This window comes from Pseudoalteromonas sp. CnMc7-15 (assembly GCF_022347925.1).
GTDB lineage: Bacteria > Pseudomonadota > Gammaproteobacteria > Enterobacterales > Alteromonadaceae > Pseudoalteromonas > Pseudoalteromonas ruthenica.
Genome location: NZ_JAKRFT010000002.1, coordinates 21108 through 36215, shown reverse-complemented (window position 1 = coordinate 36215; position 15108 = coordinate 21108). Strand labels below are relative to the sequence as shown.

Here is a 15108-nt window from a genome sequence, read left to right as displayed (position 1 = left end):
CGAATTCTCTTTAATGCGATGACATGCTCAAATTATACATACGGCAATTTGCCCCCTTTATTTTATTCGTAACTACTTTAGCAGTAATTTTTGTGGCTACTCGGCTCGGTTTAATGCTCTGGCAACATGAGCGCTTGGAAGTAGGTCAGTGGGGGTTGGTATTGCTAGGTGGTGTGCGTATTGACCTGAGCAGTATTGCTTATATAGCTCTGCCACTATTAATCATCAATGTGGTGTACTTGATGGCACCACGCAAATTGAAATACGTTTTATTTATTTTATTAAAGGCTTATGCGGCACTTACTATTGCGACAATTGTGTTGGTCGAAGCCGCAACACCAGCATTTATCTTGCAGTATGACGTTCGACCAAATCGATTATTCATAGAATATGTGCAATACCCCAAAGAGGTTCTATCCATGCTTGCTAATGGGCACTTTCTCGCGGCAGCAATCTCACTCATTCTGGCCTTGATTTTCGCCATTGCTACAATCCGTTATATACCACGTCCTTATTGCCAACATCAGTCTCGTCGCTTCAGCGTATTCGCAGTCTTAGTCACGATAGTTACGCTGGCGGTTTTAGCTCGAGGTACGTTTGCACATCGTCCTTTAAACCCTGCACTAGTTTATTTCTCTCAAGACGCTTTAGTGAATTCACTCATTTTGAACTCGTCATACAGTGTGGTTTTTGCAGCCAAAAATATGGCCTCGGAACGCAGCGCGCAGACCTTGTACGGGGCGATGGCTGAGGAGCAGGTTGTTAAGATAATGAAGTCATCCACTTTTCGTTCCTCAATGGGCGATGAGCATATCCCTACACTCACGGTTAATGCTCCTTACCACCAAGGTCAAAGTAAAAACGTGGTTATTATTTTAGAGGAAAGTCTGGGAGCGCGGTTTGTTGGCGCCTTGGGTGGTAAAGGATTAACCCCACAACTAGATAATTTATACGCTCAAGGATGGGGATTTCATAGCCTTTATGCAACGGGCACGCGCTCGGTGCGAGGCATTGAGGCGGTTATTAGTGGCTTTTTACCATCGCCTTCACGTTCAGTGGTGAAGCTATCAAAGTCCCAGAAGCAATTCTTTACCATTGCTCAGCTGCTTGCTAGGCACGGTTATATGACACAGTTCATTTATGGTGGCGAGAGTCACTTCGATAATATGAAAAGCTTCTTTCTAGGGAATGGGTTTCAGGATATTGTCGATATGAATGATATTGCCGAGCCTCAGTTTACGTCCTCTTGGGGGGTCAGTGACGAAGATTTATTTATTCAAGCAGATAAAGAACTCTCTTATTTAGCGCAGCAGCAACGACCTTTTTTTAGTCTTATTTTTACTTCTAGTAATCATGACCCCTTTGATATTCCAGAGAATAAAGTCGTCCTCGATGCGGTCGGTACCAATGAACATGTTAAGCGAGATTTGGCTATAAAATATGCCGATATGGCGCTTGGTCAATTCATTGAGCGTGCAAAACACAGTGAATATTGGCAGGATACTGTGTTTCTTATCGTTGCAGATCATGATGTTAGGGTGTATGGGCGTGAGCCAGTGCCAATTAAATCCTTTCATATTCCCGGCGTTATTCTCAATTCTCCTTTTGACGGCATTCAAGATGATCGGCTTGTCAGTCAAATAGACTTGCCAGTGACTTTACTATCCTTAGCAGGTATTGAAGCAGCAACGCCTATGACTGGGTTTGATCTTACAAAGCATTATCCAGTGGAAAGAGCGCTGATGCAGTATTACGACAACTTTGCATACTTAGAGAATGATAAAGCGGTGGTATTAATGCCTGGTCAAAGGGCTAGTTATTGGTCTTATAACAAAGCATCAAAAACGCAAACATCGTTATCAACGGGCAATAAGTTGGTCACTTTGAAAAATAAAGCGTTGGCCCATGCCTTGTATAGCACGATGGCGTATCAAAAGCGCTTATATCAACTGCCACAACCTAAGTAATGAATTACCACACCATGATAAAACGAGAGAGGGTTGACTATGCGCTTTGACAACACCAAAAAGCCAAAAGGGTTCAAGCGAATTGTCTTCGCATTGCGACACTCGTTAAGGGCTCTTTCTTGGTTAATAAAAAACGAATCAGCATTTAAGCAAGAGGTGACATTACTACTCGTATCGTTAGTCGCGCTTGGTGTGTTACAAGCCGGTATATATCAATGGATAGCTGTGATTGGGGCTACACTTTTTGTGATGTTTGCTGAAATATTAAATACCGCAATTGAAGTGGTCGTCGATAGAGTAGGGTTAGATATTCATCCTTTATCTGGACGGGCAAAAGATTTAGGGTCAGCCGCTGTACTCGTGGCATTAATCATCTATGCGCTCGTTTGGGTAGCTGTCATTACTGCGTTTTAGAGCTGGCTTCGACGCTATGACGTTTGACGTGAGCGAGCAACAGCGGGAAAAAGTGTAAAAACACCGCCTCAAACTGCTCAAAATGTTGCTCAATATCGTTAATGCTGCCAGCAAACTCATTGTTAAAGCGGATACGTTTGGCAATATTATCCAGCGCCAAAGCCACCCCGTCTAAGTGGGCATAGGTGCTAAACCAGTCTTGGTCGCTCATACGCGCAACAACCTGTTGCATGGCTTGGGGCATATGCGACTGACGCCTTAGTAGCAGTGTGTAGGCGTGATTGCGAAAGTTAGCAAACTCCGTGCTACTGAAGCGCGACCAATGGCGAATGAGAAAGTGATCGAACAACACATCTAACGCCACCCCGGCAAAGCGGCGGCGCTGAGGTGAAAACAACTGCTTGGCTTGCCTAACCTGCTCATTGTTATCGGTGAACTTATCCACTAATAAATGATTTTTTAATCCCAAATACACAGGCCGAGGCAATTGCTCGGTACTAACACCACGGCGAAAGTCGCCAAGCAGATTACCAAAGTGGGAATCCGCTGTGTTTTGGGCCAAAAATAAATGCGCGAGGTAATTCATGACAGCTAAGTGTTCGCAGGCTACATGCATTTAGTGTAAAGCATGAGCAAGGCATGGCGAACAACTTTTGAATACAAGAACTAATTTCAAACTCGTCTCCGTTTATTCACATTTTATACTCTGTACGAGTGAAACGAGCGTGACTGGATGCCTGCGTTGCAGCCAACGATCAGCCATTGTCGGATGGTAAATGCGTGGCAATAAACTCATTTAGTTGCTGTTTTAATAGCTGGGCACGACGGCTGAGTAATCGGCCACTGGACCATAGTGCATAAATTGTACGCGGCTCAGAGCGCCAATTTGGGGCGATGCATTTTAGTTCATTGCGCTGTAGCTCATTGATAATTTCAAAGCGGGGTAGCAGCGCTGCGCCCTGGCCATCACAAGCCAAATACTTTACAAAGCTGGTATCGTTAAATTGATGCATAAAACGCGGCACAAACTTATGGCGGCGTTTCGAGGGTAAGTGCGTTAATTGCCAGCTTTTACGCAGCGTAGTGCCAATTAAAGGCAAGGTACGCAGCTGCTCTAAAGTGTTTACCTCCTCACAGTTTTGCCGTTGCATAAATTCAGGGCTGGCGACCAGTAAGGTGTCACTTTCACCTAAGCGTTGTTGCATAAACGCGCTATCGTGTTGGGGCCCAATGCGTATTGCCATATCCGCTTGGGTGTTGACCATATCCTGCTTATCATTGCTGAGCTCCAACTGTAGAGCAATTTGTGGATAGGTGCGGGTAAAATGCAGCCAAAACGGCTTTAAAAAACCGTGGCTGAAGTTCATCGGCGCCAATACTTTTAGTTGTCCCGTTAGCGAGGCGTTGGCCTCGTTAAGACGGTGCTCAGTGTGCTCAAATTGTGCCACCAAATCGACATAGGCATGGTAGTAAACCTCGCCTTGTTGCGTCAGTTGGCAATGACGAGCACTGCGGTTTAGTAGTTTGCAATTAAGGTGCTGCTCTAAGCGTTGTAAACGCCGGGTAACCGTGGCCGGTGGCAGCGATAAAACCTGAGCGGCGGCGCCTAGTCCGCCTTGTTGAGCAATATGAACAAATACACGAATATCATCAAGCATGATTTCATAGATGAAATTTAAAGTTGTTTATTTCAGTGTATAGGTTATTAGTGAAATTGAATATGCTACTGCCAATATCTTTTGGGAGTCGCACATGAATACAGACATGTTGTTATCGGCGCTTATTGTCGGAGTGATCGCCACTGCGTTACTTGATGCCTGGGCATGGCTATTAAAATCGACCCTGCAAGTGCCTTCATTGCGCTTGTGTGTGCTCGGGCGCTGGCTACTGCAAATGCCCGGGCAGGGCATGGTGCAACGCCATGTTGCGCAACAACCAGGGCATCGTGGTGAATGTGCATTGGGCTGGAGCGTGCATTACGCTATTGGAATACTCTTTGCCTTAGGGTATTTTCTTATGTTGCAGTGGCTGCAGCGCCCACCCAGTCTAATGATTGCTATCGCCTACGCCTTAGCCACGGTGGTGTTTGCATTTTTTGTAATGCAGCCGGGCATGGGCGCAGGCTTAGCCGCGCGCCACACCCCCAAGCCCTGGCTGGCACGGGGTAAAAGCATGCTGAGCCATGGTATTTTTGGTGTCGGCCTACACATTGGCAGTCTAATTGTGAGTAATTGAGAGTGTATTATGAATCCTGAATATTGGTTACAACGTTGGCAGCAAGGGGATATTGGCTTTGATCAACAAGAGCCTAATAGCAACCTAGTGGCGTTTTTCCCCACCCTAGCACTGACTCCAGGCGCGCGGGTGTTTGTGCCATTGTGTGGTAAAAGTATTGATATGCAGTGGCTGTTGCAACAAGGGCACGCTGTGGTTGCGGTGGAGCTCAGTGAAGACGCCGTGCAGGCGTTGTTTCAAGCGCTTCAGCTCACCCCAGATACCACTCAGCAGGGTGAACACCGGTGTTATCAGGCGGGCAACCTCTGCGTGTATGTGGGTGATGTGTTTGCGCTTGAACGGGCACAATTAGAGGGAGTGACGGCTATCTACGATCGCGGCGCACTGGTTGCTTTAGATGCGCCCCTGCGCATGCGTTACAGCGCCAAATTAAAAGAGCTGTGCCCTCAGGCGCAGCAGCTTGTGGTCACTGTGGAGTATCCTCAACCCGAGCCGCAAAGCACACCGCAATCGGTTCCAGCAGATGAATTACAGCAACTCTATGGTGACCATTATCGCCTTGATTGCCTTAACCGAGCAGCCATGCCCGAGGGCATAAAAGGGTTTACCCCGGCGTTTAATAGTACCTGGCATCTCAGCATTGCAGGCTAGGCAGGGCGCATACCCTGCCATCTGTGATTAGCGCCCCATTGATTGATTACTGATCTGCTCACTAATATCAGTAACTTGTACTGACATACTCTTCTGCGAAGGCGGAAACTTTTTAAAAGTAGCGACAAATTCAGCTATTTGCTTCGCTGCTGGGCCAAGGATCCAACTGCGGTTTTCGGCCCATTCGTCATAGCCCCGTGCTTCGTGGAAACGCTCAAAAGGATCTTGCTTCAAATTAGTAATATAGGGGGTGGTGAGCGCCTGTTGTGGTGAGCGGAACCAATGCTCTTGCTCAGTGAATAGTAGCTTCCAGTCGCCATGGCGAAGGCCATGAAAAGTGGTCTCGGTGAAATAGTAAAAGTCTTTTCGTTTGGTTTTCCCGTTATTGAGCAGCAATTCGCTTTGGTCATAACCGTCTAAGTGTACTTTATATGAGCGTCCGGCGACTTCTTTGCCCTGCAGTAACTGCTGTTTAATATTGCTATTGCCAGTCCATGCCATAAGGGTGGGCAGCCAGTCTTCCATGGTCATGAATTCGCCAGTGCTCACGCCTGCGGGAATTTTGCCCGGCCATTTTACGACCAATGGCACGCGAAAGCCGCCTTCCCAACCACCAACGCCCTTCTCGCCATGAAAGGGCTGATTACCGCCATCTGGCCACGAATTAGATGCAGCACCATTATCGGTCGAAAACATAACTATGGTGTTATCGGCGACCTTAAGTTCATCAAGTAAGTTTAAAAGCTCACCGACATCGTCGTCCATTTCCATCATGCCATCGGCATATAATCCATAGCCACTGCGACCCTGGTAATGGTCGTTAAGGTTAGTGCGATAGTGCATGCGGGTAGTGTTATGCCAAACGAAAAATGGCTTATCTTGTTTAACTGCTTCACGAATAAAGCGTTTTGACTCAACTAATACTTCTTGATCTAGGTTACGCTGTCGCTCTTGCCCAAATGGACCTAAGTCTTGGATGCGTTGACCGCCGTTTTCCAGCGCTTTGGAGTGAATTACGCCACGCATTTTTAAGCCTAGGCGTTCTTGGACTTGAGGGTCTTGAGGGTAATCTTGCTGCTCCAGATACTCACCGGCATTAAGGTGATAAAGGATGCCAAAGAACTCGTCAAACCCGTGATTGGTGGGCAGATGCTCATCGCGATCACCTAAATGGTTTTTGCCAAATTGACCGGTGGTATAACCTTGAGCTTTGAGTAAGGTTGCCAGTGTTGGATCACTTTCTTGGATCCCTTCTTTCGCCCCAGGCAAGCCAACGGTACTTAGTCCCGTGCGCATTGGGTATTGGCCTGTGATAAAGGCTGCGCGTCCGGCAGTGCATGACGCTTGGGCATAATGGTCCATAAACATCATGCCGTCATTGGCTATGCTGTCAATGTTAGGCGTACTGCCTCCCATCATACCGCGATGGTAAGCGCTAATATTCCACATACCCACGTCGTCACCCCAAATCACTAGAATGTTGGGTTTGTCAGCGGAAAAGGCAGAGAAACAGGGCAAAAGTAATATAAAAACAGCGAGGCGAAGCATCTTGGTTCCTTGTTCGTGATTAAACTCAACTAGGTATAGCTAGTACCTAAAAATTAATCAAGCAGGCCACCGAGAATTTATAGTATAAATGGTAAGTAAGATGATTGAGGTCAAATTATGTGAAATAACAGAGGCGCGGCGCTTGGGTGCACCGCACACTTGATCACTGGCTTGAGAGCCAATGCATAAAACCTTGCATATCGGCTTTGTTGGCAAACTCAATGTAGCTTTTTCCTTGATGGTGGCGAATCGCCATCGCATGTTTGTTCACGGAAATAGCATGGATAGGTAGCGCAATATCAATACGCTGATTTTGATATAAATAGGACATAATAAAACTCTTTTTATTTGGGCGCCTTGGGCGCAAAAAATAAGCCTTATTATCGTCTGGAAATGGCCGCGTTGTTCACACGGAGCAGGCTCTGGCTTTTACTTGCAACAGATAAAGGCATTGAGCTTATAAATCTCTGGTCAGACTTTTAAGGCTTGTATTGTGGCGATGGAACTGACTGGATCAAGGAAAGGCATCACGATGACACTGTGGTGTCGGGTTTGCTTGGTGAGATAATGCAAACAAGCGGCTACTATAAGGCAGTTGATTGTGCAAAGCAAGTAAATAATCCCTTACTTTGCAAATATTGAAGGCAAAGCCCGCGCCGCAAAGCGCCTAGCGGGCTTTAAGTATGTTTAACGTAACACCACCAGCGGGATATCTAAGGTTTCCAGCATCCGTAGGGTATTGCTGCCAACAAAAAGTTGCCGCAGTTTCGAGTGCGCGAAGGCGCCCATAACCATCAACTCGATATCATTGGCTTGCTTATAGGCCGTCAGCGAGTCGTAAATAGGGCCTTCAAGCAGCTCAGCTTTGACATCAAACCCTTGCTCTTGCAAACGCTGCGTGGCTAGCTTCAGCTTTGGTGCTAAGTCACGTTCTTTATTTTTTACCGCCACTAAGTGGCAGGGGATGCCATGTAAAAGGCCCCCGTCGATAACCTTTTGCAGTGCCTTGTCGGCGGTGGCGCGGCCATCATAGGCAATCATAAATGACTTTGGTGCTGAGAACTGCTTTGGCACCAATAGCACTGGCGCGCTGGCCTGGCGTAGCAAGGTCTCAATGTGTGAGCCCAATGCTTTGAAATTATTTTCATGGTTTTCACCACAGCGGCCGATAACAATTAACCGTGACATGTCACTGAGGTCAATAATGGCCTCGACCACATCGCCATGGCGCTGGCGCGTTTCTACTTGCTCAACGTTAGCCTGTTTGGCTTGTGTGGCCAAATCTTCGAGTAGCTGCTGCCCCAACTCCAACGCCATTTTGCCGCGCTTTTCATCGAGCTCTGTCATCTCATTGAGTAACGATGAGCGAGCTCCGAGACCGATTGCACCGCTAAGGTCGTCCGCGCCGTGTTGCTGTTGGCGCTCAATGGTGTGTAAAAAACACAGCGGGTGTTGCAGTTTATTTGCTGACCATATAGCGGCGTCAGTGACCGCTTGGGTGATTGCTGAGCCATCCACGCAGGTAATTATTTTCTTCATAGTATGCTCCTAATGTCCGCCCATGAGCTTATCCACTTCTTTGGGGTCGTTGTGAACGCCAAATTTGTCTACTACGGTTTCGGTGGCTTCGTTCATTCCGATAACACTGACCTCTGCGCCTTCACGGCGATATTTTATGACTACCTTATCTAACGCAGCCACGGCTGTCACATCCCAAAAGTGAGCATGAGTTAAATCAATAATCACTTTGGGGGCCGCTTCTTTAAAGTCAAAAGCAGCAATAAATTGCTCTGCCGAGGCAAAAAAGACTTGGCCTTTGACGGTGTAGGTAACGCTGTGCTGCTGTTCATTATGGCTTGTTGTAACCGCCATAAAGCGACCAATACGATTGGCGAAAAACAGCGTGGCGAGTAACACCCCAACGAGCACTCCCAAGGCGAGGTTATGGGTGGCAACGACCACGATAACGGTGCTGATCATCACTACATTAGTCGATAATGGATGGGCGCGTAAGTCGCGAATAGACGACCACGAGAAAGTACCAATCGACACCATAATCATCACTGCCACCAACGCCGCCATGGGGATTTGTTTTAGCCATTGATCGAGAAACACCACCATGATCAATAAAAAGCTGCCAGCAACAAAAGTAGAAAGCCGACCACGGCCACCGGATTTAACATTGATAATAGATTGCCCAATCATGGCACACCCGGCCATACCGCCGAACAAGCCAGCTCCAATATTGGCTATACCTTGGCCTTTACACTCGCGGTTACGATCGCTTGGGGTATCGGTCAAATCGTCGACGATAGTGGCGGTCATCATCGATTCCAGTAAGCCCACCACGGCAAGGCCGACAGAGTAGGGAAAGATAATACTAAGGGTCTCAAGGTTCAAAGGCACATCCGGCCACAAAAATACCGGGAGGGTGTCTGGCAGCTCACCCATATCACCGACAGTGCGAATATCTAAGCCCAGAACCATGGCAACAATGGTCATCGATACGATGCATACCAGTGGTGAGGGGATCACTTTGCCGACCACAGGGACATAGGGGAATAAATAGATAATAGCTAAGCCGGCAGCGGTCATCGCATACACATGCCAGGTGACATTAGTGAGCTCCGGCAGTTGTGCCATAAATATCAATATCGCCAAGGCGTTGACGAAGCCGGTGACCACCGAACGAGAAACGAACCGCATTAGCTCACCGAGGCGCAGTGCGCCAGCAATGATTTGCAGTACCCCAGTGAGTAAGGTCGCGGCCAGTAAATACTCTAAGCCGTGCTCTTTGACGAGTGTGACCATCAGCAGCGCCATGGCGCCGGTGGCTGCCGAAATCATCCCCGGACGACCACCAACAAAGGCGATTACCACGGCGATACAGAAAGAGGCGTATAACCCCACCTTAGGGTCAACCCCGGCGATAATGGAAAAAGCAATGGCTTCGGGCACCAGAGCAAGCGCCACTACGATTCCAGCAAGCACATCGCCGCGAATATTAGAAAACCAGTCTTGTTTTACGTGTTCAAACATAGAGATAACCTAACGCGTTACTAGTTGGCGCCCTCGGGTAAGCTACAAACGCTGAAAAGCTTAGCGTCACAGCCTCGATAACATGGCACGAACTATTCTTTGTCCCAATGGACAATGATTGTGTTATTGAGTGTGTTCGCATACTGCGCGCACAACAAAGGTTGCGGCACTAAGTGTAGTGCACAAAAGGAAGGAAAAAGCCTAGGGCGGCGTAAATGTCACAATAACGCTCCAAATACTTAATTATTTTTTTAGGCTACATGGTTAGCGTATGAAAAACAATCGCCTAGCGATTATGTGTGCATTTAATAACAGCAGCTTTGCTCGGTCTATATGGGCTCAGATCAACTTATTGTTGGAAACTTTAATCAATTACGGTTCTCACCCAGCAGCTTGTCCCTGTTCTGCTATATTTTATTTGCAATTAAATAAATCGTACAAATGTTAGTAAGGAAACATCATGAAAAAATACCTAGGGGCGGCTGTGTTAGCGCTAAGTACTTTCACCTTAAGTGCAAAGGATGATCCCAATGTGCTTGCCATTATGGTGGATGATGTGGCGCAAGTTTCATTAAGTGCTTATTCCCATGGAATGACCTATAACACCCCAAATATTGACCGTATTGCCAACGAAGGGGCGCTATTTACCGACCATTATGCCCAGCCCAGTTGTACCGCTGGACGAGCTGCCTTTTTAATGGGGCAACTGCCAGTACGCACAGGCTTAACGACGGTTGGCCAGCCAGGAAATCCATTAGGGATCAAAGAGGCCGACCCAACTTTGGCAGAGTTTCTAAAACAGCGCGGCTATATGACGGCGCAGTATGGTAAGAATCACTTAGGTGACTTGGACGAGCACTTACCCACTCGCCATGGTTTTGATGAGTTTTACGGCAACCTCTATCACCTCAATGTGTCGGAAGAGCCTGAACAAGAGGATTACCCAAAAAGCAAAGAGTTTAAGAACAAGTTTGGACCGCGCGGGGTGATTGAGGCGTTTGCCGATGGTCGTATTGTCGATACCGGCCCGTTGACGCGTAAGCGTATGGAAACCTTTGATGAGGAAGTGTTAGCCAAATCATTGGATTTTATGGAGCGAGCGGTGGCCGCCGATAAACCGTTTTTTATTTGGCATGCCCCCAGTCGCATGCATGTCTACACTCACCTCAAACCTGAAAGCCGCCATTTAGCAACTCATATTAGCTCCGAAGAAGACGTATTTGGCAGTGGCTTATTGGAGCATGATGGCCATGTTGGTCAGTTATTGGATAAGCTGGATGAGTTGAAAGTCGCTGATAATACAATTGTTATTTACACCACCGACAATGGCCCTGAGCAGAGTTCTTGGCCGGACGCCGGCACCACCAAGTTCAGAGGTGAAAAAATGACGACGTGGGAGGGGGGAGTGCGCGTGCCATTTTTAGTGCGATGGCCCAAGGAAATTCCCGCTGGTTTAAAACTCAATGGTATTTCTTCGCATGAGGACGTGTTCCCGACCATAGCCGCAGCCGTCGGTGAGGATGATTTACGTACCGAGATGGAAAAAGAGTTCAATGTTTATATCGACGGTGAGAACAATCTGGATTATTGGCGTGGTGAGGCTAATGAGTCTGCGCGCAATCACTTCTTTTATTACTATGAATCACAACTAACGGCTATTCGCGTTGGCCCATGGAAAATGCACTTTGCTTCAAAACCCGGTGGCCGCTACTACGAAGATTTAGTGACTCATACCATGCCGAAGTTGTTTAATCTGCGCAAAGACCCAATGGAGCATTATGATGGCGTGACAGGCTTTCACCAAATCATGAAAAAAAGCTGGGTATTCCAACCAGCCATTGCCCTGTTGACCAAACACATCAAGAGCTTTGAAAAATTCCCGCCGCGCCAAGAAGCTGCTTCACTAAATATTAATGAGGCAATTAAAAAGGCGAAATCGGCATCGCATAACCGTTAAGCGCGTGTAACCAGAGTGAGGTTGCTCACTCTGGTTGCGCTGTTACTGGTTTTGCAATTGCTGCATCATCGCGAGCTTCTCGACCATGGCCGCTATCTGCGGGTTATCTGGCAGCAATTGCTGCAGTTGCTGGGCATAGCGATAGGCTTGGCGATACTGCTTTTGCTGTGCATGCAATTGCATCAAGCTATAGCTGATATCAGGGTTGGCTGGTGTAAGTGAAAATGCGTTGTTTAGTTGCACAAGCGCCTCTTGGTGCTGCCCTCTATCTTGCAGAAGTAGCGCATAGGTATACACATAATCACCATTGTCACTTTGTGCTGCGCGCGCTAAATGGGAGAGTGCTTGCTGCTTTTGTCCTGAGCGCACTAAGCTCATGGCCAAAGCGTAGTGCAGCGCAGAGGCATTTTTATTAACACTGAGCCCTTGCTTAATCGTAGTACGGGCCTTTTGCTCTTGCGATAGTGCACGGTAAAGGTCGGCCAGATTGACATAAGCCGGAATAAAAATGGGTTCCACTGCGATGGCAGCTAAGTAATGTTGCTCAGCCTGCTGATGCTCGCCTAATGAGCGTGCCAAGTTTCCAAGATTAGTATGGCTGTAGCCGCGCTCAGCTTGATAATGCTGCATTTGACGATAGTCCTTTAGTGCATCTTCAAGCTCAAGACGCTGCTTATCACTTAATTGAGTCGCAAAGGGAGCCGTGAGCATTTCAGCTAAGGCTCGCCCTGCTTCCGCGCGAATGGGCAGGCGAGGATCTGTGAGCAAAGGCTGTAACATACGATAGCGCTCGGCAATGGCAAAGTTGCGCGCACCGGCTATGGCTCCTTGGCGTTTTAAAGGCTCGTCGTCCCGCACCGCGCGAACAATTGCGACTACGGCATTTCTATCTGGCTGATCTGCCATGCGAGCCAATGCTGAAGCGCGGACGATATTTGGGTAACTCTTATCCTGCGCTATTTTTGTCAGCATGGCGGATGCACTCGGCAAGTCATTGTCTGCAGCATAAAAGGCCTCGGAGAAGTGCGGCGTGCCCAAGTAATTTGAGTTCGGGTGCCAGCGCTTTATGTGCGACGTTGCCCATTGCGGCGTTTTATCTTGATGGCAACCGTTACAGGCGTTGGGAGCGTGTGTTTTCGCCGTTAAATCGGGACGTGGTACGCGAAAACTGTGATCGCGACGTGCATCCACCTGCATAAAAGTAGTCGCTGGCATGTGGCAATCGACACACTGACTACCCTCAGTGTCGTGTTTGTGGCCATGGTGTTTGGCGGTATCAAAGACTTCAGCAGTATGGCACTGGGTACAGGTTTGATTCCCTGGCAGAGTTAATTTGCCACTGTGCGGGTTATGACAGTTCGCACACGTGACACCCGCTTGGTGCATTTTACTTTGCACAAATGAGCCCCAAACATAGTTCTCATCCCATATCTGACCATCAACATGGTACAGCTCAGGTTCCAGCAGCGCTGGTTGAAAACTGTCCATAAAGCTATGCGGACCTTGGCGGTCGGCCACTTGCGAGCGTCGTGCATGGCAAGTGGCACACACTGCAACTTGAGAGCTGGGACGCAGTGGACTGACCGCTTTCATACTGCCATCTTGCTGGCGCTTAAACAGCGGCGTTTTTACACCGATAGTGTGTTCATAGCCTTTATCGTTAATGGTTTTGTCGCCCTTTGCCCATGCCAAGTGCGCCTGACTATCGCCATGACAGGACGCGCAGCCGACATTAATAGCGCTGTAGCGCGAGTCGAATTGTTGCTGTTTTGCTAAATAACGTTTCTCAAAATCACTGGAGTGGCAATCAGCGCACATATGATTCCAGTTTTGCCCTTTTTGGCTGTAATGGAATTCGTCGTGGGGCTGCTGTTCAGGGTGAAGAACAAACCAACGCTGGCCTCCTTGTGCCTTTGGGCGACTATCCCAAGCGAATGGAAAAAACTGTAGTTGGCCATTGTCTGACGCAAACATGTATTGTTGTAAAGGGAAGTGACCGAAGGTGTGAGTCACCTCAATATCACGCATTCGCCCTTGTAAGTCAGGCATGGAGATAATTAATTGCGCATTGCGTTGCTTAAAGATCGCTTGTTGGTTTTGAAACGCCAATGTGCGGTTATCGAATGCCCCTAGGGCGGTCTCTTTGCTGGCTAGCGCCATCGCGTTGGCATGATCTGATTGCTGCCAATCCATGACCTGTTGTTGATGGCAGGTGGCGCACTGCTGAGGGTCGGCAAAAGCGAGTGTAGTAAACAGCACCAAGGCAACGCCAACGATCCTCCATTTGCCTAATTTGCTCAAATCCATTGCTACATTCACTACATTGATAATTTAACTTGTTTATAACAGTTTATTTGCTGCGCAGTAAAGCACAGCATTTTTGCACTAAGTATTTGTTACTAAAGCTGATAGTTAAACTCTAAGCGATGATCGCCAGCAAAAAAGTCAGTGTTTTCATTCCAATTAGCAAAGTAGCGCAGGTTCATACGCGGGGTGAGCTGATAGCTGAGGGCGAACTCATGGGTGAGTAGGGTGCTTTCTTGGGCGCCATAGTAATTATCTCTGTATTGGCTGGAGCCGGTTAGCGTAGTTAACCAAAAAGGGTTGTAGTTTACCCAAATATTGTCGCTGATGGCCCATTTAGAATACATACCTAACAATCCATAACTGCCCATGAGCGCGTAGCCGTCATCAATGCCGCCATCGCTTTGCACTCGGTCTTTACCCACTGAGAGCCCCACCCCGGCGAGCGGGTAGAAGCTAAAAGCTCCGTGAGCAGGCAATGCCTGAATAAAACTGTAAGAAATATCAGCGCTTTCATCAGCAACCAAACTGCCGCGAAAGTTGTAATTAATATCGAGCTGCTGCGCTTGACCTTTGGGGAGCGTAACATTGAAGTTGCGAAAACGAAATGAGTCGAGTGACTGTGATGTGCGCGTATCGGAGCGCCAACCTAGAGTGTCCCCTAACAGGCCTTTAGCCTCGATGATATTCATCGCGGCGGTTTGTTCATTGCCAGTATCGTAAGACTGACCCACTTTAAAATTGACTCCTTTGTCGGTAACGCCAACACCAGCTTGGGTATACACTGCCAAGGGATCAGACATATCCTGGACTTCATCGTCATTGGCGAGAACCAGCGTGGGAGTGAGCAATAATAAAAAAATGAGGGTTTTCATGATTATCCTTAACAAGGCAGTCCACAATAAGCGTGAGAGCGAGTCTTCCCACAAATGCTAAAAAGTATAGCTTAGGCCCTAAAAAGTTCCTGCAAAGGATACATTTTATTTGACCGAG

General features: G+C 47.8%; 13 protein-coding genes. 5 read left to right on the top strand and 8 right to left on the bottom strand.

The window, feature by feature from the left end:
• The first annotated feature begins 92 nt into the window (after positions 1-92).
• Together MHM95_RS03960 and MHM95_RS03955 are read left to right on the top strand one after the other, a co-directional pair.
• Positions 93-1967, top strand: coding sequence for an LTA synthase family protein (locus MHM95_RS03960; RefSeq protein ID WP_343224295.1), 1875 nt, complete (start codon positions 93-95; stop codon positions 1965-1967).
• Between the two features lie 39 nt (positions 1968-2006).
• Entirely contained in the window at positions 2007-2381 is a 375-nt protein-coding gene (locus MHM95_RS03955; RefSeq protein WP_239384326.1) for a diacylglycerol kinase, read from the top strand.
• Here the strand turns inward: MHM95_RS03955 and MHM95_RS03950 are convergent.
• Both MHM95_RS03950 and MHM95_RS03945 read right to left on the bottom strand, forming a co-directional pair.
• Positions 2368-2967, bottom strand: coding sequence for an ACP phosphodiesterase (locus MHM95_RS03950; protein WP_239384324.1), 600 nt, complete (start codon positions 2965-2967; stop codon positions 2368-2370). The genes MHM95_RS03955 and MHM95_RS03950 overlap by 14 nt on opposite strands.
• Positions 2968-3136: 169 nt before the next feature.
• Positions 3137-4039, bottom strand: coding sequence for a LysR family transcriptional regulator (locus MHM95_RS03945; protein ID WP_239384322.1), 903 nt, complete (start codon positions 4037-4039; stop codon positions 3137-3139).
• A gap of 94 nt (positions 4040-4133) precedes the next feature.
• Between MHM95_RS03945 and MHM95_RS03940 the strand changes: the two genes are divergently transcribed.
• Both MHM95_RS03940 and MHM95_RS03935 read left to right on the top strand, forming a co-directional pair.
• Entirely contained in the window at positions 4134-4616 is a 483-nt protein-coding gene (locus MHM95_RS03940) for a DUF2938 family protein (RefSeq protein ID WP_239384320.1), read from the top strand.
• 9 nt (positions 4617-4625) lie between these two features.
• Positions 4626-5267, top strand: coding sequence for a thiopurine S-methyltransferase (locus MHM95_RS03935; protein ID WP_239384318.1), 642 nt, complete (start codon positions 4626-4628; stop codon positions 5265-5267).
• A 27-nt stretch (positions 5268-5294) separates the two neighbouring features.
• Here the strand turns inward: MHM95_RS03935 and MHM95_RS03930 are convergent, their stop codons facing one another.
• The 4 genes from MHM95_RS03930 to MHM95_RS03915 form a co-directional block, all read right to left on the bottom strand.
• Positions 5295-6815: an arylsulfatase gene (locus tag MHM95_RS03930; protein ID WP_239384316.1), complete on the bottom strand. Its 1521-nt coding sequence runs from the start codon at positions 6813-6815 to the stop codon at positions 5295-5297.
• 163 nt (positions 6816-6978) lie between these two features.
• Positions 6979-7146: a hypothetical protein gene (locus tag MHM95_RS03925; RefSeq protein WP_022944222.1), complete on the bottom strand. Its 168-nt coding sequence runs from the start codon at positions 7144-7146 to the stop codon at positions 6979-6981.
• 356 nt (positions 7147-7502) lie between these two features.
• On the bottom strand, positions 7503-8354 hold the full coding sequence (locus MHM95_RS03920; RefSeq protein ID WP_239384314.1) for a universal stress protein: 852 nt from the start codon (positions 8352-8354) through the stop codon (positions 7503-7505).
• A 9-nt stretch (positions 8355-8363) separates the two neighbouring features.
• Complete coding sequence (locus MHM95_RS03915; protein WP_239384312.1) at positions 8364-9854, bottom strand: SulP family inorganic anion transporter; 1491 nt, start codon at positions 9852-9854, stop codon at positions 8364-8366.
• Positions 9855-10314: 460 nt separating this feature from the next.
• On the opposite strand from MHM95_RS03915, the gene MHM95_RS03910 reads away from it, so the two are divergent.
• Positions 10315-11811: an arylsulfatase gene (locus MHM95_RS03910; RefSeq protein WP_239384310.1), complete on the top strand. Its 1497-nt coding sequence runs from the start codon at positions 10315-10317 to the stop codon at positions 11809-11811.
• Between the two features lie 42 nt (positions 11812-11853).
• Here MHM95_RS03910 and MHM95_RS03905 read toward each other — a convergent pair whose 3' ends face one another.
• Both MHM95_RS03905 and MHM95_RS03900 read right to left on the bottom strand, forming a co-directional pair.
• Positions 11854-14118, bottom strand: a complete 2265-nt coding sequence (locus tag MHM95_RS03905; protein ID WP_239384308.1) for a tetratricopeptide repeat protein — start codon at positions 14116-14118, stop codon at positions 11854-11856.
• Positions 14119-14210: 92 nt separating this feature from the next.
• Positions 14211-14990 carry a hypothetical protein gene (locus MHM95_RS03900; protein WP_239384306.1) on the bottom strand — a complete coding sequence of 260 codons (780 nt, stop codon included), beginning with the start codon at positions 14988-14990 and terminating at the stop codon, positions 14211-14213.
• Positions 14991-15108 lie beyond the last annotated feature (118 nt).

Excerpts from the sequence above, each read along its gene's own strand:
- MHM95_RS03900 (WP_239384306.1), bottom strand. The coding sequence starts at position 14,990 with ATGAAAACCCTCATTTTTTTATTATTGCTCACTCCCACGCTGGTTCTC.
- MHM95_RS03910 (WP_239384310.1), top strand. The coding sequence starts at position 10,315 with ATGAAAAAATACCTAGGGGCGGCTGTGTTAGCGCTAAGTACTTTCACC.
- MHM95_RS03945 (WP_239384322.1), bottom strand. The coding sequence starts at position 4,039 with ATGCTTGATGATATTCGTGTATTTGTTCATATTGCTCAACAAGGCGGA.
- MHM95_RS03915 (WP_239384312.1), bottom strand. The coding sequence starts at position 9,854 with ATGTTTGAACACGTAAAACAAGACTGGTTTTCTAATATTCGCGGCGAT.
- MHM95_RS03935 (WP_239384318.1), top strand. The coding sequence starts at position 4,626 with ATGAATCCTGAATATTGGTTACAACGTTGGCAGCAAGGGGATATTGGC.
- MHM95_RS03925 (WP_022944222.1), bottom strand. The coding sequence starts at position 7,146 with ATGTCCTATTTATATCAAAATCAGCGTATTGATATTGCGCTACCTATC.
- MHM95_RS03930 (WP_239384316.1), bottom strand. The coding sequence starts at position 6,815 with ATGCTTCGCCTCGCTGTTTTTATATTACTTTTGCCCTGTTTCTCTGCC.
- MHM95_RS03955 (WP_239384326.1), top strand. The coding sequence starts at position 2,007 with ATGCGCTTTGACAACACCAAAAAGCCAAAAGGGTTCAAGCGAATTGTC.
- MHM95_RS03920 (WP_239384314.1), bottom strand. The coding sequence starts at position 8,354 with ATGAAGAAAATAATTACCTGCGTGGATGGCTCAGCAATCACCCAAGCG.
- MHM95_RS03940 (WP_239384320.1), top strand. The coding sequence starts at position 4,134 with ATGAATACAGACATGTTGTTATCGGCGCTTATTGTCGGAGTGATCGCC.
- MHM95_RS03905 (WP_239384308.1), bottom strand. The coding sequence starts at position 14,118 with ATGGATTTGAGCAAATTAGGCAAATGGAGGATCGTTGGCGTTGCCTTG.
- MHM95_RS03950 (WP_239384324.1), bottom strand. The coding sequence starts at position 2,967 with ATGAATTACCTCGCGCATTTATTTTTGGCCCAAAACACAGCGGATTCC.